Origin of the sequence: Clostridioides sp. ES-S-0048-02 (assembly GCF_020658495.1) — a bacterium.
In the GTDB taxonomy this organism is placed as follows: domain Bacteria; phylum Bacillota; class Clostridia; order Peptostreptococcales; family Peptostreptococcaceae; genus Clostridioides.
In genome coordinates this window covers 1-21,107 of record NZ_JACVWH010000021.1, presented here as the reverse complement: position 1 = coordinate 21,107, position 21,107 = coordinate 1, and the positions used below count along the sequence as shown (strand labels likewise).

20 protein-coding genes, 1 riboswitch and 1 other annotated feature are annotated in these 21,107 nt (G+C 27.6%); of the genes, 5 read left to right on the top strand and 15 right to left on the bottom strand.

The annotated features are described in order from the left end of the window. Positions 1-314 precede the first annotated feature (314 nt). Positions 315-1,079, bottom strand: coding sequence for a polysaccharide deacetylase family protein (locus IC173_RS17625; RefSeq protein ID WP_227433703.1), 765 nt, complete (start codon positions 1,077-1,079; stop codon positions 315-317). Between the two features lie 290 nt (positions 1,080-1,369). On the opposite strand from IC173_RS17625, the gene IC173_RS17620 reads away from it, so the two are divergent. Both IC173_RS17620 and IC173_RS17615 read left to right on the top strand, forming a co-directional pair. Next, positions 1,370-1,573 (top strand): alpha/beta-type small acid-soluble spore protein, encoded by a 204-nt coding sequence (locus tag IC173_RS17620; protein WP_003422115.1) that lies wholly within the window; start codon positions 1,370-1,372, stop codon positions 1,571-1,573. A gap of 190 nt (positions 1,574-1,763) precedes the next feature. Beyond that, positions 1,764-2,300 (top strand): DUF4364 family protein, encoded by a 537-nt coding sequence (locus tag IC173_RS17615; protein WP_009891708.1) that lies wholly within the window; start codon positions 1,764-1,766, stop codon positions 2,298-2,300. Positions 2,301-2,303: 3 nt separating this feature from the next. Here the strand turns inward: IC173_RS17615 and IC173_RS17610 are convergent, their stop codons facing one another. Then, a complete protein-coding gene (locus IC173_RS17610) occupies positions 2,304-3,170 on the bottom strand; it encodes a YncE family protein (RefSeq protein ID WP_227433702.1) in 867 nt (288 codons plus the stop codon). A gap of 148 nt (positions 3,171-3,318) precedes the next feature. Between IC173_RS17610 and IC173_RS17605 the strand changes: the two genes are divergently transcribed. After that, a complete protein-coding gene (locus tag IC173_RS17605; RefSeq protein WP_227433701.1) occupies positions 3,319-3,564 on the top strand; it encodes a TIGR03905 family TSCPD domain-containing protein in 246 nt (81 codons plus the stop codon). A gap of 140 nt (positions 3,565-3,704) precedes the next feature. Here the strand turns inward: IC173_RS17605 and IC173_RS17600 are convergent, their stop codons facing one another. Beyond that, entirely contained in the window at positions 3,705-5,003 is a 1,299-nt protein-coding gene (locus IC173_RS17600) for a bifunctional folylpolyglutamate synthase/dihydrofolate synthase (RefSeq protein WP_227855994.1), read from the bottom strand. Positions 5,004-5,132: 129 nt separating this feature from the next. Further along, positions 5,133-6,155 (bottom strand): S8 family peptidase, encoded by a 1,023-nt coding sequence (locus IC173_RS17595; RefSeq protein WP_227831780.1) that lies wholly within the window; start codon positions 6,153-6,155, stop codon positions 5,133-5,135. A 738-nt stretch (positions 6,156-6,893) separates the two neighbouring features. Here IC173_RS17595 and IC173_RS17590 point away from each other — a divergent pair. Together IC173_RS17590 and IC173_RS17585 are read left to right on the top strand one after the other, a co-directional pair. Beyond that, positions 6,894-7,607: an AzlC family ABC transporter permease gene (locus IC173_RS17590; protein ID WP_227481866.1), complete on the top strand. Its 714-nt coding sequence runs from the start codon at positions 6,894-6,896 to the stop codon at positions 7,605-7,607. Next, the gene (locus IC173_RS17585; RefSeq protein WP_227433697.1) at positions 7,600-7,923 is read left to right on the top strand and encodes an AzlD domain-containing protein; all 324 of its coding nucleotides are present in this window, start codon (positions 7,600-7,602) and stop codon (positions 7,921-7,923) included. The genes IC173_RS17590 and IC173_RS17585 overlap by 8 nt, the downstream gene beginning before the upstream one ends. 256 nt (positions 7,924-8,179) lie before the next feature. Here the strand turns inward: IC173_RS17585 and rgaR are convergent, their stop codons facing one another. The 11 genes from rgaR to IC173_RS17530 form a co-directional block, all read right to left on the bottom strand. Further along, the gene (gene rgaR / locus IC173_RS17580; RefSeq protein ID WP_227433696.1) at positions 8,180-8,890 is read right to left on the bottom strand and encodes a two-component system response regulator RgaR; all 711 of its coding nucleotides are present in this window, start codon (positions 8,888-8,890) and stop codon (positions 8,180-8,182) included. A 419-nt stretch (positions 8,891-9,309) separates the two neighbouring features. Beyond that, on the bottom strand, positions 9,310-11,976 hold the full coding sequence (locus IC173_RS17575) for a valine--tRNA ligase (protein WP_227835082.1): 2,667 nt from the start codon (positions 11,974-11,976) through the stop codon (positions 9,310-9,312). Positions 11,977-12,052: 76 nt separating this feature from the next. Then, positions 12,053-12,317, bottom strand: a binding site (T-box leader). 320 nt (positions 12,318-12,637) lie between these two features. Further along, entirely contained in the window at positions 12,638-13,465 is an 828-nt protein-coding gene (locus tag IC173_RS17570; RefSeq protein ID WP_227433694.1) for a polysaccharide deacetylase family protein, read from the bottom strand. 47 nt (positions 13,466-13,512) lie between these two features. Next, positions 13,513-14,949 (bottom strand): [Fe-Fe] hydrogenase large subunit C-terminal domain-containing protein, encoded by a 1,437-nt coding sequence (locus IC173_RS17565; RefSeq protein WP_227433693.1) that lies wholly within the window; start codon positions 14,947-14,949, stop codon positions 13,513-13,515. Between the two features lie 83 nt (positions 14,950-15,032). Further along, the gene (locus IC173_RS17560) at positions 15,033-15,905 is read right to left on the bottom strand and encodes an FUSC family protein (protein WP_227433692.1); all 873 of its coding nucleotides are present in this window, start codon (positions 15,903-15,905) and stop codon (positions 15,033-15,035) included. 156 nt (positions 15,906-16,061) lie between these two features. Beyond that, positions 16,062-16,715, bottom strand: coding sequence for a phosphate signaling complex protein PhoU (gene phoU, locus IC173_RS17555; RefSeq protein WP_227433691.1), 654 nt, complete (start codon positions 16,713-16,715; stop codon positions 16,062-16,064). Between the two features lie 27 nt (positions 16,716-16,742). Beyond that, positions 16,743-17,507: a phosphate ABC transporter ATP-binding protein PstB gene (gene pstB / locus IC173_RS17550; protein WP_227433690.1), complete on the bottom strand. Its 765-nt coding sequence runs from the start codon at positions 17,505-17,507 to the stop codon at positions 16,743-16,745. Positions 17,508-17,525: 18 nt separating this feature from the next. Then, positions 17,526-18,350, bottom strand: a complete 825-nt coding sequence (pstA, locus tag IC173_RS17545; protein WP_227433689.1) for a phosphate ABC transporter permease PstA — start codon at positions 18,348-18,350, stop codon at positions 17,526-17,528. Position 18,351: 1 nt separating this feature from the next. Next, positions 18,352-19,269, bottom strand: coding sequence for a phosphate ABC transporter permease subunit PstC (gene pstC, locus IC173_RS17540; RefSeq protein WP_227855993.1), 918 nt, complete (start codon positions 19,267-19,269; stop codon positions 18,352-18,354). Positions 19,270-19,819: 550 nt separating this feature from the next. Next, positions 19,820-20,203, bottom strand: coding sequence for a BlaI/MecI/CopY family transcriptional regulator (locus IC173_RS17535; protein WP_227855992.1), 384 nt, complete (start codon positions 20,201-20,203; stop codon positions 19,820-19,822). A 32-nt stretch (positions 20,204-20,235) separates the two neighbouring features. Continuing rightward, on the bottom strand, positions 20,236-20,625 hold the full coding sequence (locus tag IC173_RS17530) for a BlaI/MecI/CopY family transcriptional regulator (protein ID WP_227855991.1): 390 nt from the start codon (positions 20,623-20,625) through the stop codon (positions 20,236-20,238). 220 nt (positions 20,626-20,845) lie between these two features. Beyond that, positions 20,846-20,941, top strand: a riboswitch (cyclic di-GMP riboswitch). Positions 20,942-21,107 lie beyond the last annotated feature (166 nt).

Below are 21,107 nucleotides of genomic sequence, written 5' to 3'. Positions count from 1 at the left end.
GACTTTAACATATTGTTTATTTCTATAGAACATATCGCTTATTATCAAAGCAATTTCTATGCCAACTTTTAAACAAAGTTATACCCTTTGAAAATACTATCTTACAGCGTTTATAATTCAATTTAATCATTTAAACCCAATAAAAAAAAGTCAATTATTAGACGTTTTTTTTACTGATTTAATCTATAATTATTGATATTACATACATACATAAAAAAGTGTCAAAAAACAGACACCGTCTTTTTATCGACACTTTTCTAACATATACTATATAATTTTCCACAACACTGCTAAAAATATACATTTATTAATTATTAATTTTTTAGTTTTTGTACTCCATTAGAATCAACTATGTAATTGTCTTTATATAATAAATCAGATATTTTTACTAAGCTATATCCATCTTTTTTAAGTCTATTTATTATGGTGTCCAAATAGTTATCTACATCATTTATATTAGCATGAAATAAAACTATTGAACCAGGCTGAGATTCTTTTATTACTTTTTCAATTACATGATTTGGGCCAAGCTCTTTCCAATCTATCGAATCTACATCCCACTTAATTACTTTATAACCTAAATCCCCACAAATGTCCATAGCTTTATTGTTTACGTCTCCAAAAGGTGGTCTAAATAGATTAGTCTTTTTACCTGTTATGCTAAATATTTTTTCCGATGTAGTTTCTATTTCTTCTTTTATATCCTCTTTTGATATCTCTTTTAAATTAGCATGTGTATTCGAATGATTTCCAATCTCATGTCCTTTTTCATCTATAGCTTTAACAATTTCTTTGTTATCATCCACCCAACTACCAACTAGAAAAAAAGTAGCTTTTATGTTATGTTTATCCAAAATTTTAAGAATATCATCCATGTTATCAGTTCCCCAAGCAACATCAAAACTCAGAGCTATCTTTTTCTCATTTGTATCAACTCTATATATAGGCATTTTTGAGTTATCAGATTTAGCGCACACATATTTTATTCCATAAACAAGAGCAAATATTAGTACCAATAATAATGAAAAAAATAAAACACTATATATTAAAGCTTTAGTTCTCTTAACTTCTCTTTTCATACTGTTCCCCCTTTTAAATAAATTCTTCTATATTTAAAATTTATTTTTTTTTAGTTCAAAAAAGTACTGTAATATTTAATTTATAGGACAACAAATAAAAAAATAAACTCTATATTAGGCCAATTAAATCCTTTAAAATACTACTTTTTTTAATTTTTTTATATTTTTTACATTTTTACCTTTATTTTTCTGTATATATTATTTTTATTTTGGAGAAATTAGTATTAACATCACATAAATAAAAGTGTTGTTAGACATCATAAACTAATTATTTAAGGAGGAAATTTACTATGTCAAATTCAAACAGAACAGTAGTGCCAGAAGCAAAAGCAGCTTTAAATCAAATGAAATTAGAAATAGCTAACGAAATAGGTTTATCTAACTATGAAAACATAGACAAAGGTAACTTAACAGCTAGAGAAAATGGATATGTTGGTGGATACATGACTAAGAAATTAGTTGAAATGGCTGAAAGACAAATGGCTGGAAAATAGATAGTAAATTTTGACACCTGGGTATCAACAGGGCTGCCGATTGGTAGCCCTGTTTTCTTGTCTTCATTTATAAAATTAATTTTATCTAATTTGTTAAAGATTAATGATACTATACAAATTATTCTTTTAATTTTGTATAAATTAGTTTAATATATTATATATAGAAATAGTTTGACGGAGGATGATATTTATGTTTGAAAACTCATCTGAAGAATTAGCTTATCACAAACTTTTAATTTTGTATATATTGGAAAAAATTAAAATGGATTTAACTAATTCTCAAATAACTCAAGTAGTATTAGAGACTGAAATGATGAATTACTTTTCATTACAACAGCTTTTATCTCAGCTTATGGAATCTAAGTTTTTGACTACATATAAAGACTCTGACAGAGAATATTATGCTCTTACTCAAAGAGGTGTAGAAAGTCTAGAATACTTTTTTAATCGAATACCTACTAGTGTTACTGAAAAAATAGACAAGTATATAGATTCTAATAAAGAAAATTTACTAGCAGATACTCAAGTAAAATCTAGCTTCGTAAAACAAAGTGATAATGAATTTATTGTCAATCTTAGAGTCATAGAAAATCAATCTAACTTAATAGATTTAAATCTAAATGTTTCATCAGAGAAACAAGCAAAACTTATTTGTAACAATTGGAAAAACAATGCATCTTATATGTATGCTGAAGTTATCGACTTACTTATAAGAGACATACATTAAGGCCTACAAACAAACTATAGTTGTAGGCTCTTTTCCTACCTTGATTACTTTTATTAATTTATTATTTGCAGTTTCATATACTTTAACTGAGTTTTCTTGAGTATCTGATACAAATAATAACTTTTCATCTTTAGATATTTCTAATCCCTGAGGAATTCCATCTATTTCAATATTTCCAATATATTTACTTGTTGTATAATCCAAAATTCTTACATTATTATAACCCAAGTCAGCAACATAAACTTTTTTCCCACTATAATTAAACCTTATTTCTACTGGCAATAAGAATTCATATAATACCTTTTTTATATCCATACTTACTTCATCAACTATTACAAGCTTTCCATCAAGTGTTGATATATACATTTCTTTCTTTTGTTTATCAAGTGCTATATGCCATGCTCTAAAGTCCATATTGATTTTCTTTTGTATACTTTTATTTATTGTGTCTATACATACTATCGAATTTATACATGGTACATATAACTTTTTACTCTCTCTGTCAAAATCAAATCCATGTGGCATATTATCAACACCAATGATTCCTATTGGATTTAATGTATTTTTATCCAACACATATATGCTATTTGAATCTTCATTTGCTACAAATAGCTCATTATCACTAAGCATAACTTGACTAAGACTTCCTCCTATAGAAACAGTATCAATTATTTTATCATTACTTAAGTCTAAAACATATAGTATTCCATTGCTCGAACTAGGTATGTATATCAAATTTTTTTCCTTTTCTATGCAAAAATGATGTGGATATATATTATCCTCTAATACTATTTCTTTTTCTAGTTCAAGTGTAGAATAATCAACTATACTAATGCTCTTTGATAGGTAGTTAGAAATATAGATTTTCACATAACCCCTCCTCTCTACAATACATATACTACAATAATATATTATTTTATTAGCTTGTATTATGCTTTATAGTTGCATTATTATACATATATTTGGTATTATTATTGATGTTGACACAATGAAATAATAATTAATGGAGGTCTTTTTTATGAAGGTTACTTTTAACCCAAGTGGTGTTTGTTGTAGAGAGATGTTTTTTGAAGTTGATGAAAATAATGTGATTGTTGATGCTGAGTTTATAGGCGGATGTAATGGAAATTTATTAGGGCTTAAGAGTTTAATAATTGGTCAAAATGCTCTTGAAATTGCTGATAAATTAAATGGTATTGATTGTGGAGGTAAGGGTACTTCTTGTCCAGACCAATTATCTAAAGCTATTCGTCAATCTATATAGATATTACTAATATATAGTGATACGCTAATCTAAAAACTGATTTCATTAAAAAAGGAGTTGTCTATTATTTTAGCCAACTCCTCTTTATATATCTTTTATTTATATCCATATATTTATATCTATGTATTTATTTTATAAGATTATAATTTCTTTACCAAAGTTCTAACTGTGCCTATCATATATAAAGAACCTGCACTTATTATAATATCATCTTTGTTTGATATTTCCAATGTATAATTAACTGCATCTTCTATTTCATGCTTTGATGTTACATCACTTACATATTTTAATATTTTTTCTTTTAATATATCTGAATTTATAGCTCTTGGATTATTAGGAGTTGTTGTCACTACTTTGCTAAATTTAGGCATTAGTATGTCCAAGACACCATCAATATCTTTATCTTCCAACATGCCTATTAATAAAGTTAGTTTTTTGTCTTTAAAATGTTTATCAAGTGCTTTTGCTAAAGATTTTGCTCCATCTTCGTTATGTGCTCCATCTATTATAAATATTGGACTTTCTTTTATCTTTTCTATTCTTCCTGGCCATTTAGTAGTTATAAGACCTTTTCTTATAGATTCTTCACTTATATTATCTAATTTTTTTATATCTTTTAGATATTTTAGTACACTCATTGCCAATATAGAATTATTTATTTGATGTTCACCTATCAACATTATTTCAAGATTCTTATAAGTTTCTCCCATTATATTACAGTCATATATTTGAGAGTTTATGTTTGATTTTTTTATATTTATATCATCAAAATTAACTTCTATGTATTTTGCATTTTTTTCTTTGCAAACTGACTTTATAACATCCTTTGCTTCATCAGTCTGGTCATATACAAGTACTATTCCATTTTCCTTTATTATACCAGCTTTTTCATATGCTATTTTTTCTATTGTATCTCCAAGTATTCCTGTATGGTCTAAACTTATAGATGTTATTACACTTACAAGTGATTTTGTTATTATATTTGTAGCATCATATCTTCCACCTAATCCAACTTCTAAAGCTACAAAATCTACTTTCTGCTCAGAATAGTAATAAAATGCCATTGCAGTAACCACTTCAAATTCAGTTGGATATGCATAACCTTGGCTTACCATGACTTCTATCTTTTCTTTTATTAAACCAATTATTCTAGCAACATCTTCTTGTGGTATATTCTCTCCATTTACTCTTATACGCTCAGTAAAAGTTTCTAGATATGGAGATGTGTATAAGCCGACCTTATATCCACTTTCTCTTAATATATTAGAAATAAAAGAACACACTGAACCTTTTCCATTAGTTCCAGCTACATGTATTATATTTAAAGTTTCTTGTGGATTTCCCAACAGTTCTAATAATTTTCCAATATTCTCTAACCCTAATCTTATACCAAACTTATTGGTTTGTGATATATATTCTAATGCTTCTTCATATTTCATTATCTAATTCCCCCTGTATTGGCATTTTATTTTATGTTATCTAATTATAGTATATTTTTAACTTTTAATCTACTGACAAAGAATACATATAATCTAACACCTTCTACATTAAATTTAGTTAATAAATTTTTATTTATTTTTTGTATTTTTATATCTTTCTACTAATTCAGTTAATGTATATATTGAAACTAAGTCATATTTTGATATATCCATATAATTAAATTTCAAATCAAATCTTTTCTCTAATTTTTCTAATAGATTAAAACAATTATCATAAACTAATCCTATCTCTTTATTAAAAAGACTACATTGAAATAATTTTTCATTCTCAGCTTCAGTATTTAAACACTCTCTAATAACATCCGCAACTTCCATAAGCAGAGCATTTTCCTTATCATATAAATCCACTTTAAAATCTGGAATCCTACTATACTTATCTAAATCACGACTACTCCAACAATTTTTGGTTGCTAGAGACTCAAGTTTTTTATTTAACGCAGATACTGTTATGTTTGGTTCTTCTGACAATATTTTAGCTATTTTCCCAGTAAATTTTGCAGCTACATAACTATTACATTTTGGTGGCAATCTGAAAGAATTATTTATATCACAACTTATATATGAATTACTATCCATAACACATTGAACATCATATTTTTTATTGTACCAAAAAGAATTCTCTATATCTAAAGTAGAAGCCCTTACACCTATAACATTGTTAAACATAGCTGGATAACTCAAGTCAAAGTTATTGGCTAAGGAACATACTATTATCTTTCCTTTTCTAAACAATTCATAGCAAACTTCAAATAAACCTTTAACACTTTCTACACCTATAACTGATAAACTTAAGTTAATCAGTCTTATATTAGTATCCAAAAGGTATTTTAATGCCTCTTCAAGAACCTTTATATTTGCAATACTATCTTTACCTAAAACTTTTATCACAAATAGTTCTACATCTTCATACTCCTTTTTTATTATTGATGCACAAGCAGTTCCATGACCATCCTCATCATCAAATTTGTCTGATATAAAGATATAGTCATGCATACATTCAAAAGCAATTCCTCCAACTAAGTTATCTTTTAAGTAATCATGTTCTTTATCTATTCCTGTATCTAATACTGCAACCTTAACTTTATTATTCATATCACATATATTCTCCATTACTAAAAGTTTTTAATATATCTACATTAATAGTTCATCTTAAACTTTAATTTATGTGGCACAATTTATCTTTTAAATGCTATATTTGTTGCTAAAAACGTAAAATAAGTACACTATATACTTAATTCATCTTAATTATATCAATTATTGTCATTAAATTGTTAAATATTACGATAAAATTTTTAGATTTATATCACATTTTAGAATTATTTGTAAAAAGGGGACTGTCTTTTTTATTAGACAATCCCCTTGTATATTTTATTATTTATTATTCACAATTAATTATATTTCATATTTTGTAATTTAAATGTTATATATCTTAATTCTATTTATCTAGGGGAATAATTATCTTTATATGTTGTACAACCCATTTAAGCACTATTCTAAAAATTAATATCCGTAAGTAATATTAAAAAACTATATTTTGTTAGTATCTAAAAAATCCAATCAAATAAAATTTCTCTTGCATGTTAAATAATACCATATATCTATACATTATATCATATTTCAATAAATAAATTGCATAAAAGGAAATCTTTTAATAGAATTAAACTATTTATAAAATCATTACCATAAGTTCTACAGACTATAAGTGAATTTTTGATACTTACAGGCTACCATCTTAATCATTGATATAACTAGCTAAAATAGCTATAATAAAATGAAACAATTATTTATAGAATTTTATAAATATTCATTATTTTTAAGGGGTGATTGTATTTGAAAAAAGACATGTCAAAAAGAGAAATCTTAAAGGAAAGCTTTCTAGCATCAATCCCAATATTTCTAGGATATATTCCCTTAGGACTTATTTGTGGTATTATGCTTCAAAAATCAGGTCTACCAGCCTTCTATATATTGTTTATGTCATTTATAGTATTTGCTGGTAGCTCACAATTTGTAGCTGCTTCTATGCTCGCTTCAAACGGAAGTATTACTTCAATAATTTTAACTACATTTATATTGAATCTTCGCAACTTCCTAATGAGCTCTAACTTACATATGCACATAAAAAATAAGAACATGAAATTTTTAATGTATTTTTGTCATGGTGTTACAGATGAAACATTTGCTATAAACTTAGAAAAATATACTTATGGAAATTGGACTGATACACATGCTTTATACTTAAATAACCTTTGTATAATAGTATGGGCTGTAAGTTGCTTCGTGGGTGCATTTCTTGGAGAGATTGTTCATATAAGCGATTCTGTTGCTGGCTTTCTGCTGACAGCTATGTTCATTACTCTAATAGTTAATCAAATTAAAAATAAAATATATGTACTTGTTTCTATACTTTCTATATTATTATCAGTAGTTTTATATACTTTCTTTAAGAATAGTTTAGTTATTATAATAGCATCTATTTTATCTGCTTTATTTGGTTTTTATATTCAAAAATTAACACATAGAAAGGAAGGCAACTATGAATAATAACTACATAATTATAGTTATCTTAGGCATGGCAATTGTTACTTATATTCCAAGAATTTTACCTATGATAATATTCTCAAAAAATGATATGCCTGAATCTATTAAAGATATCATGAAATTTATACCTATTGCTATACTTAGTTCACTAATAGCAAAAGATATTTTCTTTAATGGAGATAATCTATACCTTTCATTTACTAATCCTAAGATTATTTCAGGCATAATAGTACTATTAGTAGCTTATAAATTTAAATCTATTGCAGTATCAATAGCTGTAGGTGCAATATCCATATTTTTATTTGGAATTATATTATAATACTATATACAACATATGATATAGTACAAAATATAAAATATACTATATTGAGGTTAATATTTAAAAATTAAATTAATACAGATTATAATTGGGATACCTTACATATAAAACAATATTGATAACTACTAAATTACCACTTTACATAATAGAAACTGTCTTAATATAGAAAATTTCTTCTACATTAAGACAGCTTTGAATCAATAGCTTTGTGATGACATTAAATATTTTTTACTATATTTCTTTACCTTTTTCAAAATTAATACATTATATCACATAACAAGCTTGTTAAAGTTGCTTTTAAATCTTTAAGTCTGTACTTACTAATAGGTATAAATTTTTCATTAATAGTAATCATATTGTCACCAATATCTTCTATTCTTCTCAAGTTAACAATGAAACTTGTATGACATCTAAAAAAGCCATTTTCACACAATAACTTTTCCGCTTGTTTCATACTCATATTAGCTTTATAATCTCTACCTGATGTATGTACAACTAAATCTCTCTTTACAGTTTCAACATACAAAATAGAATCTATCAGTATTCTGTTAAATCCTTTTTTATTGTACAAAACTATATAACGCTCCTTCTTTCTTTGAAGGTTGTCAATACAAAGATTTACACCCATTGCGAAATTACTATACTCTATAGGTTTTACTAAATACCTATAAGCACGAACTTCATAACCTTGTGGGGCATACTCTGAAAAAGCTGTCGTAAATATAATCTCTACCTTTTCATCAAATTTTCTTATTTTTTTAGCCACCTCAATTCCATTAATATCTTTCATTTGGATATCCAAAAATATAATGTCAATTTTTTCTGGGTATTTGGAGAGTAAATCTTCTCCACAGGAAAATTCCAATATTTGATAATTTAGACACCTTTCAGACAACAGTTTTTCTGCAAACTCTTTTAGTATGCTTCTTTGTATTTTCTCGTCATCACATATAACTACCCTAAACATAATATCACCTCCAAATCTAAAATATCATTTAGTTTACTTTATTTCAATTTACAAACTGTATCTAACTAGCTTTATATTTAAATTTTGATATAAATTTAAATTGTCGATTAAATTACTCATAACAATTATTTTTGATATATAAACTTATTTTTTGACATATTTATCTTTTTTTTTAACTATACAACATAAAAAATATAGGAAAACAAACGCAACATGTATTTATTATCCTATATTAAATATTATAATATATCAATTTTTTATTGATTATAAAGTTCAAAAATATAAAATTAATACAGTCATAATAAGATAAAAATATCACATATCTCTAAAAAATTATAACATCATATTTATCTACATAGAAAGAAAAACATACAAAGAATACATATTTAGTACTCTTTGTATGTTTTTATCCCACACATTTATTTTACTTTAGTTTTTAAATTTGCTAATCTTTCCTCAACAGATTTAATCATTTCTTCAAATTTTTCTTTTTTAGCTTTTTCTTCTTCTATTAAGCTTTCAGGAGCTTTTGCTAAGAATCCTTGATTTGCAAGTTTTCCATTAACTCTCTTTATCTCTCCCTCTAACTTTTTCATTTCTTTAGATAGCCTTTCAATTTCTTTTTCAAAGTCAACTAATTCATTAAGAGGTATGAATATTTCAACACCATCAATAACTACACCAACTGCATCTTCTGGTACATTTGATTTGTCTTTTGCTATCTCAACAGTTGAAGCAGATGCTAAAGTTATAAAATAATCCTTACCAAGTTCAATAGTTTCTATCTTATCTTCACTTGGTACTATTATTAATTTAGCTTTCTTAGAAGGTGGTACATTCATTTCTGCTCTCACATTTCTTATACTTCTTATACCTTCCATTAATAAACTCATCATTTCTTCTTCATCAACCATATTATCTTCTTCATTATATTTTGGCCATTCAGATACTATTATACAACCTTCAACAGTAGGAAGATGAGTATATATTTCCTCTGTTATAAATGGCATATATGGATGTAGTAATTTTAATATTTTTTCAAGTACATAAGTTAATGTATATAAAGCAGCAGACTTAGCATCTGTATCATCTCCATATAATCTAGGTTTTACCATTTCAATATACCAGTCACAGTATTCTGACCAAGTAAAATCATATATCTTTTGTAATGCTATCCCTAAATCAAATTTATCCATATTATTAGTAGCTTCTTTTACAATATTATTGGCTCTTGATATTATCCATTTGTCAGCTAGAGTTAAATTATCTTTTACATTTTCTCTATTTATATTCTTAATTATCTCCTCATCAATATTCATAAATACAAATCTTGATGCATTCCACAATTTATTAGCAAAGTTTCTAGCAAATTCTACTCTTTCCATATAGAATCTCATATCATTTCCTGGGGAATTTCCAGTTGTTAATGTAAATCTTAGTGCATCAGCTCCATATTGCTCGATTATTTCTAATGGGTCGATACCATTTCCTAAAGATTTACTCATTTTTCTACCTTGAGAGTCTCTTACTAAGCCATGAACTAGTACATGGTCAAATGGCTTTTCATTCATACAGAACATACCTGCAAATGCCATTCTAACTACCCAGAAGAATATTATATCGTATCCTGTAACAAGTACACTTGTTGGATAATAATAATCTAATGCATCTGTCTTATTTGGCCATCCTAGGGTAGAGAAAGGCCATAATGCAGAACTAAACCAAGTATCTAGTGCGTCTTCATCTTGTTTAAAATGAGTGCTTCCACATTTAGGACATTTATCTGGCATCTTTTTAGCAACTACTATTTCTCCACACTCTTGACAATAGTAAGCTGGTATTTGATGACCCCACCATAATTGTCTTGATATACACCAATCTCTTATATTTTCTAACCATTGTAAATAAGTTTTATCAAATTTATCTGGAACAAATTCTAATTCTCCTTTTTTAAGAATCTCTATAGCTGGTTTTGCAAGTTCTTCCATCTTAACAAACCATTGCTCTGATAATCTAGGCTCAATTACTGTATGGCATCTATAACAAGTTCCTACATTGTGATTATGCTCTTTTATCTTGATTAGATATCCTTGTTCTTTTAAGTCTGCTATGATGGCTTTTCTACACTCAAATCTATCCATACCTTCATATTTTCCACAAACTTCGTTCATAGTTCCATCTTCATTCATTGTATTTAATTGCTCAAGATTATGTCTTAAACCTACTTCAAAATCGTTAGGGTCATGAGCTGGAGTCATCTTAACAGCACCAGTTCCAAACTCTAAATCTACATAACTATCTGCAACTATTGGAAGTTCTCTTCCTACTAATGGAAGTATTGCTGTTTTTCCTATTAAGTGTTTGTATCTATCATCTTCTGGATTCACAGCTATACCAGTATCCCCTATCATTGTTTCAGGTCTAGTAGTAGCTATTTCCAAGAAGTCTTCACTATCTTTTAATGGATATTTTATATGATAAAAGTTTCCATCCTGCTCTTCATGCTCAACTTCTGCATCTGATAAAGTAGTTTTACAGTCTGGACACCAGTTTATTATTCTATTCCCTCTATATATATGTCCTTTTTCATATAGGTTTACAAAGAACTCTATAACTGCTTCATTACAACCTTCATCCATAGTAAATCTTTCTTTATCCCAATCACAAGAATCTCCTAATTGTTTAAGCTGATTAACTATTTTTCCTCCAAATTCGTCTCTCCATGCCCAAGCTCTCTTCAAAAATTCTTCTCTTCCTATTTCGTATTTAGTCTTACCTTCTTCTTTTTTTATTCTTTCAACAACTTTAACTTCAGTTGCTATAGAAGCATGGTCAGTTCCTGGAAGCCAAAAAGCTTCATATCCATCCATACGTTTCCATCTAATAAGTATATCTTGAAGAGTATGGTCAAGAGCATGTCCCATGTGCAATTGACCTGTTATATTTGGAGGCGGCATCATTATTGTAAATGGTTTTTTATCTGGGTTTGGTTTAGATTTAAAATACCCTTCATCCATCCATTTTTTATATAGCCTAGCCTCAAAATCTTTAGGATTATAAGTTTTTGATAAGTTCGTATTTTCCATTGTATTGCCTCCTATATTTTTATAAATAAATTTTTTAAATATTTTTGGGAATAAAAAAGAGCCTTTCATCCTCTTTTAAAAGGACGAAAAGCTCGCGTTACCACCTTAATTCCAAAGATTAAAAATTCATCAACACATAATTAAATTAATAGTTAATGACAATCTTAATAACTTTGACTCTCAAAGAATTTAACGATTCTAACCGTCTAAACTTACTAATAGTTCAGTTTAGAAACTCCAAAGCTACATTCAGCAAACCTTATACTTAGAAAATCTTACAGCCAGTGAATTTTCCTCTCTTTTAGTAGTATTTACTTACTCCTCTTCTTCTTAGTCTTTAATATTATATATTATTATATACAAATATTATTCTCTTTGTCAATTATTTTTATTTTATTTTTTCTGAATTTTCCCAATTATCATTTTTTATATTCTATGCTAATTATTATAATCTATACTATTTTTTTAAATTATTTTGTTTTACATAGTCAATAATTATTCTATTACTTTATTGACATTTTTACTACTATTTTATCAATTTTATGTTAGTTTCACTTTATATGTTATTTTCCTATATGACATTTTAACTATAATATTTTAAATGTAATTAAGTTATGTATTATATTTTATAAATGCTTTATTTTATATTTTTTAAAGTTCACTATAGGTTTTCTTGCCAGAAGTTTTTAGGCATAACATTCTCTGTAATTGGCAATATAGTATATCCTCTCTCTTTTAAAATTCTTATCATATTATTTAAAGCATTTACACTTTGTTCTTTTTCATGAATTAATACTACTAATTCATCTCTTTTTCTTCCATAATATAAAATATTACTAACTATTTGACTTGTGGACGATTTCCAGTCTTGTGTATCTAAATTCCAATCCCAAATTAGGTAATTATTTGCCATAAGCTTATCGTATGAACCTTCTGGCATATATGGCTTACTTCCATATGGTAGTCTTATTAACTTTGAGCTTTGACCAGTTATATCCTGTAGCGTTTTATTACATGTGTCAAATTCTCCAACTGTTACTTCTGGACTCTTATACAACTTATGTATATCATGACTTACACTATGAAATCCTATCGAATTTTGTTCTTCTAAGACTCTCTTCACCTCTTCTTTGTGGTTTTTCATATTTTGATTAAGCATGAAAAATGTCGCTTTGACATCATTTTCTTTTAAAATATCGAGCAACGCATTTGTATATTTTGATGGTCCATCATCTATTGTTATGTATGCAACTTTTTCAGATGTAGCTCCTGGTCCTTTCCTCTCTTCTTGAGATGTTTTATATATAATTTCTCCTAAAGTGTTATTTTGAGAAAGTAATTCTAATGTAGTTTTATCTTTTGTATTGAGATTTTCAACTGGAACATTGTTAATTTTTTCTTCTAATAATGTCCCAGTTAAAATTAAAACAGCTACAAGAAATACACGTATAATTACATGAAAAACAGTTTTATTATCTTTAATTTTCATCCCCCATATCTCCCTTTTTATAAAAACATAAACTCAAACTAAAAAAATTATTTTTTATATTTATTGTCCTTCTTATTACTTTTTATGTCTCTGCTAAATATTTTCTTTACTTGTTCTTCTTCTTTTTCTCCCAATGATTCTACTCTCTTTATTCCCATAGAAGTTAAAAATTGTAGAACATTTAAATTATCAAATGGTGTTTCCATATTTGTACTTTCACTGTATTCATCAACATTCTTAGTACCTTCTTCTACACTTAAAATACGCTTAGGACCTCCTACACAACCTCCTACGCAACCCATTCCTTCTATGAAAGTAGCCTCTATCTCTTTATTTAAAACTTTCTTCAGACCATCCATACATTCTTTTGTTCCTTCAAATGCTTTTTCTTTAAACTTTATGTTTTTATCAATTCTTCTAACTGATAATTTGACTGCTTTACTTACACCCCCTGTTCTAGCATAAACTCTACCTGAAAGAGATGCTTCTACTCTATTACTTTCATCCATTACTGCTGGATTTAGTTCTAATGCATCAAATATTTCCTGTAATTCTTTAAACGTAAGTACAAAATCAACTGCATCCTTTATATCTTCCAACATTGCTTCTTTCTTCTTTGCCATACAAGGGCCTATAAATACAACTTTAGCCTCTGGATTTAAAATCTTTACAGCTCTACCACAAGCAATCATAGGTGACACAGATGGTGATACCTTATCTAATATTTGAGGAAAACTATTTTGTATTAAGCTAACCCAAATAGGGCAACAGCAACTAGTTATAAAGCATCCTTCTTCGTCCTTTTTCATATGCTCATAATAGTCATATGCTTCTTTTGCAGTAAGCATATCTGCTGCTAAAGCAACTTCTATCATATCTTCAAATCCTATCTTTTTTAATGCAGTTCTTAACTTACCAGGACTTACATCTTTTCCAAATTGACCTACAAAAGCTGGTGCGACTATTGCATATACGGGACTTTTTATATCTTTTAATAGCTTTATCATTGGTATGAATTCAATCTTATCTGATATCGCACCTAATTTACATCTTGACACACAATCACCACAGGCACTACATGTATCTTCCTCATTACAATTAATATGCTTATTTCTTATATTGCATGACTCATCTTCTTTATTATTTTCATCACAATATTTACAAGCATCTGATATTATAGATATTATTGGTCTTTTTACTTCATCCAAATTTACAGCTTCGTGCAATGCATCTTTTAGGTTTTTATCTGTATCTCCTGTTACATCCAATCCCATAGTTACCCTGATTAAATTCACCATAGTATCTTTGTCAAATTGATTATCAAAATGACTATCTAAATTTTCGTTTAACTCTTCACTTAAAATTTTTTCAGGCAAGTTTTCAATATCTTCTGTATCCTCATTCCATACTGCCTTTACAAGTTCTCCAAAAAGCTTCATTTTGTATCTTTCTAATATTTTAGAATTATCATTTATAGTATTCATAAAAAATAGTACCTCCGTAAATTAAACTTATATATGTTTAATATTTACAAAGATACTATTTTTTATTTATTATTTATTGACTATTATTGATATGACTTATTTAATTTTTTCAATAATTCTATTTCAAGCATTATTTTCATTAAATGATAGTTAAACACTGGACTTTTTTCTTCATCTACGTTCCAATCCAGTTCATCCACACCATATGTTTTCTTAAGGTATTTATATGTATGCTCTTTTAAATAGAGTTTATTTTCTAGTAACTCTATAGATTGCATGTGAAAGTGGATTTCTCTACATATCCTTAAGGCATTTTCTATTTTTTCTATATTGGTTTCACTTAAACTATAGTCTAGCTCGTCGATAAGTTTTGAATATATTTCTTCCAATTTTTCTACTTCTTCTTCAAATTTTTCTACATCTAGATTTTCTTTTCTAAGTATTTTTTCTTCAATAAGCAACATTGAAAGTTCTTCTATTTTTTTAAACTCATCTATAACACTATTTAGGTAGTTTGGTCTAGCAACATAATAATTAACGAGTACACCAAATAAAACTCCTACAGATGTATCTAATACCCTGTGTAAAGAATAGTATACGGGGTCATTGTTTCCTACACCTAGATGTATGGCTAGAAAAGTGACACAGGCAACAACTACTGACTTTATTTTAAACAGATTACATAGATATATTGAACACATTACACCAAGACCACATAAAAATGGGTCTCCTGCTTTGGTGATAGCAAATAAAAATCCTATTATACCACCCAAAATAGTACCTTCTACTCTATTGATTCCTGTCTTTAAAGAACCTTTCACTGTGTCCTGAACAGAAATTATACATGCTACTAGAGAATAAAACATATTCTCAACTAAATAATTACCAAGAAGCATACATAAAGTTACACTAATTCCTGTCTTTATAGTCCTCATACCCATCTTTTGAAGTTTCAAATTTCCACCTCCTAAAAGCACCTTATATAAAATACGCATCCTCATATTTAATATGTTCCTAGTATATCACAATTTTTTAAATTTACCCATTAATCGCATTTTTTTAACAATTGCTTTTTAATTTAGACAATAAAAAAACTGCTATAAAGCAGTTTTTTATCCTATCTCTACCATTTTACCTTCAATTGCAAAGATTATTTTTTCACATACATTTGTTATATGGTCTCCAATTCGTTCAAGGTATCTTCCTATAAGTAAAAGTTTTACACCTTGATCTATTGTATTTGAATTTTCATGCATTATTTTTAAACAATCAATTTGTACTTGCTCATATAAATCATCTACAATGTCATCTTTACTTCCAACATTATAAGCTATACTTGCATCAAATGATATTAAAGCCTCTCTAGTTTGAGACATCATATTTTTACATTCCTTTGCCATTTTAGGTATATCTATCAACTCTTTTATATAAGCTTCTCCACCTATTTTCAACATTTCTCTAGCTATATTCGCTGCATAATCTCCAATTCGTTCTAATTCTATTGATATGTTTCCCAAAGAATAAATAAATCTTAAGTCTCTCGCCATTGGCTGTTTTAGCACTATTAATTCTATACTTTTATCTCTTATTTCTTCTCTCAATTTATTTATTTCTTCATCATCATCCACTACTTTTCTTGCACCCTCTAAATCTTTTTCTATCATACAAGTTACAGACTTTTCTATTGCCTCTTCACATTTTTCCATCATAAGTACTGTCTGCTCTTTTAAAGTATCAATACTTATATCTAAACTATTATTGACCATTGTCTAACTCCTTTATAGTTATATATTTTAACCGAATCTACCTGTTATATAGTCTTCTGTTCTTTTATCCACAGGAGTAGTAAACATAGTTTTTGTATCACTAAATTCTATAACCTCTCCATTTAGGAAAAAAGCTGTTTCATCTGATATACGAGCAGCTTGTTGCATATTATGTGTAACTATGACTATTGTATAGTCCTTTTTCAAATCTTCTATAAGTTCTTCTACTTTTAATGTTGAAATTGGGTCTAAAGCAGATGTAGGTTCATCCATAAGTATAACTTCTGGTCTCATAGCAATTGCTCTCGCTATACATATACGTTGTTGTTGTCCTCCAGATAATCCTAATGCAGATGATTTAAGCCTATCTTTAACTTCCTCCCAAATAGCTGCTCCCTTCAAACTTTCTTCTACTATCTTGTCTAGTTGCTTTTTATCTCTTAACCCATGCGTACGAGGTCCATATGCAACATTATCATATATACTCATAGGAAATGGATTGGGTTTTTGAAATACCATTCCTACTTTTGTACGAAGGTTTATAACATCATCTGAAGTATAGATATCTTCTCCATCAACGGAAATAGTCCCTGTAATTGTTACATTTTCTATTAGGTCATTCATTCTATTTAATGTTCTTATAAAAGTAGATTTTCCACATCCAGATGGACCTATTAAGGCAGTAACTTTATTTTCTTTTATATCCATATTTATTTTATTTAGAGCTTGTTTGTCACCATAAAATAAATCCAAATCTTTTACACTCATTTTTATTTTATTGATTAATTCCATCATTCACACCTCTTAAATTTAATAATTAGCCTTATTTAACTTCTTAGCAACAAATCTTGCTAACATATTTAATACTAATACAATTACTATTAAAACAATACCTATACTAGCTGCTGTCGCTATGTCTCCACTCTCTTTAGTTAGTAAGTATGAGTGTACAGTTAGTGTTCTTGCACTATCAAATATTCCTCCTGGCATCTTAGCTACAGTACCTGCTGTAAGTAGTATAGCAGCTGATTCTCCAATTATACGACCAACTGACAATATTACTCCTGACAAAATTCCTGGTACTGCACTTGGAAGTACTACTTTATATAAAGTTTGAAATTTAGTAGCTCCTAATGCTAGAGATGATTCCCTATATGATTGAGGAACTGTCTTTAAAGCTTCTTCTGTTGTACGAATTATTACTGGTAATATTATTATTGCAACTGTAAGTGACCCTGCAACTATTGAATATCCCATTTTTAAGGTAACTACAAAGAAAATTCCTCCAAATAACCCATAAACTATAGATGGTATTCCTGACAAACTTTCAGTGGCAAACCTTATAGCTGTAACTGCTTTTCCTTTTTTAGCATATTCTTGTAAATATATAGCTGCTAAGATTCCTATTGGTGTTGCTACAATTATAGAAACCAATACAGTATATAATGTTGTAATTATCATTGGGAATATACCACCATCACCTGATGCTGAATAATTACTAAATAAGAAGTTAAAATTCATATTTCCGATTCCCTTTATAAATATAAATCCTACTATAACTACTAATGATACTATTGTAAATAATGCTGATAGATATACTAATAATTTCAATATATTCTCTCTGAACTTTCTCATCTTAATTTACCGCCTTATTTGAAAGTTTATTTAAAACTAAGTTTAAAATTAATATAAATGTAAACAATACTACTCCAGTTGCAAATAACATTTCTTGATGTGTCCCAAATGCATATCCCATTTCAAGTGCTATATTAGTTGTAAGTGGTCTTACACTATCTGTTATAGAAGTTGGCATAACTGGTGAATTTCCTGCAACAAGTATTACTGCCATTGTCTCTCCTAAAGCTCTTCCTACGCCTAGTACTACTGCTGCTAATACTCCAGACTTTGCAGCTGGTAATACAACTTTAAATATTGTTTCTATTTTTGATGCACCAAGTGCTAATGAACCCTCTTTATATGCTTTTGGTACTGCTCTTATAGCTGTTTCTGATACAGATATTATTGTTGGAAGCATCATTACTGCTAATACTATTATTATTGCTAATAAACTCTGTCCTTTTGGAAGATTAAATATACTTTGTATCATTGGAACTATTACTGCAAGGCCAAACACCCCATATAGTACTGAAGGTATACCTGCCAGAAGTTCAACTGCTGGTGACATTATTTTTGCTAATCTTTTAGGTGCTACTTCTGCTATAAATACAGATGTTAATATTCCAATTGGTACTCCTATTACAAGTGCACCAATTGTAGCAACTATTGATGCTGCTATCATAGATGATATTCCAAACTTATTAGCTGAAGGAACCCAATCCGCACCTGTTAAAAAATCTATAAATGAGTATCCCTCAAATATAAAAGGTCTTAACCCTTTATAAAATACAAATCCTATTATCAAAAGTAAACTTGCGACTGCTACTAAAGCACTTAATAGAAATATATTTTTTGCTACTTTTTCGACTATATATTTAGTCTTATTTCCATTATTGTCATTTTTTTCTAAACCTACTAACCTAGATTTTACTATCATAATATCCTCCCATTAAAATATACCTATTTATTTTCGTTCTGTATTTAAAATTTAAATTTTTATAAGTTCGTCATTATTAAATTTTCTATATTTTTATTCTACTTTTTTTAAGTTAAATCTATATTAGGTTTAAGTTAAACAAGTGTAAAATTATATTCACTTTTTTAACATTAATTTTACTTTTTGGACTATATTTGACATTTACTTTACAATTTAACTATATTTGGCAACAATAAAATAGCAGATATAAGTAATAATACGTACTACACGTAATTTATTATTTATATCTGCTATTAAAATTTGTTAACTAGATTTAACCTTTTATAATCTATATATTTATTATTCCTTATTAAAATAATATCTTTTCTGTTTTTATGTGATTTTTCATTGGTATTTCAACATTTGAAAATTAAATCCTAACTTTTATGTCAGTTAAATGTCAGTAAAATATTTTATCCACATTTTTTACATAACTTTTCCACATCTTATCCACAAAATTATCCACAACAATAAAAAGGTAGCACTTATATTAGTCGCTACCTTTCATCTATTAATCTTCATCCTTCCAACTTTTTATCCAGTCCCCTATTTCTGTTATTTTATCTTCTGTTATTTCTTCTCCATTATGTAGCTTTGAAATTAGTTCTGAGAGAGGATTATTATGTAAACCTCCAAAAATTCTTTTACCTTCCAATTTTAGATATTCTTTTTCTTTAACTAATACTGTATAGTGTACATGTTTTCCAATTCGCTGAGATATTAAAAAACCCTTTTTAGTTAGTCTAGTTAAAAGTGTAATTGTAGTTGTATGTTTCCAGCCATACGTTTTTTCTATCTCATCTGCAACATCTTTTGATATTACAGTTTTATAACCAGAGTTCCAAATGAATTTCATGAGTTTCAATTCTGCATCTGGCAATTTTTTATTCAACATAATATATTCCTTCTTTCTATATAAACATAAAATTATCTTTTTGCTATGTTTTGCATATTTTTTATAAATCTTTTTGATTTTTCTTCTATAACATTATTTATTTTATGTATCGTTGTAAATATTCTTATAAAAAAGTTATTATCTCTACTTGTATATCTTTCTTCTTTTCTAGCACTTAAATATTCTTTTTTAGTTACTAGTACCTTATAATTTGATTTAAAACCTGCTCTTTTCTTATTTAATACTTTCATCTTTACTAATCTTTTAAGTAAAATTTCTGTAGTGCTTTTCCTCCATTTATACCTCTCCTGCATTGCTAATATTATTTCTTTTTTAGATAGAATAGACTTTTTCCTCCACACATATTCCATCAATATCAATTCTCCTCTACGTAGTTTGTCTATTACCTCTTGTTGCTCCATTTTTATGTCACTTCCTCAAATTCAATCTAGCTTAAATTAATAATAGGAGCTTTTTTATACAAAAACTACAGGTAAAATTTACCATATATTCAACCCATTTGTTTTGTTCTTTAAGGCGAAATAATTTTCATATTATTAAGATAACTATTAAAATTTTTAATTTTCTGACATGTATGTTGAATAATAATTAATTCTAATATATCATTGTAATTGTAGAATAAAACTAAATCAGCAAAACTATAGAAATTTATTGACGCAAAGCTATAGGGACTAAGATTCATAAAATTCTTATAAATTATGTCATCCAGTTACCAAAAATATATAGTTCTTTTTGTTTTTATGAAAGTTTTTTAGCGGGATAATAATTTATATGTTTAGAGATAAAATGAATAAGTGTACACATATGTTGACTGCTTATATCGGTAGTTCATACGATTATTATAATTTTGTAAATACACAGTTATATAGATTTTGTTTTCTAG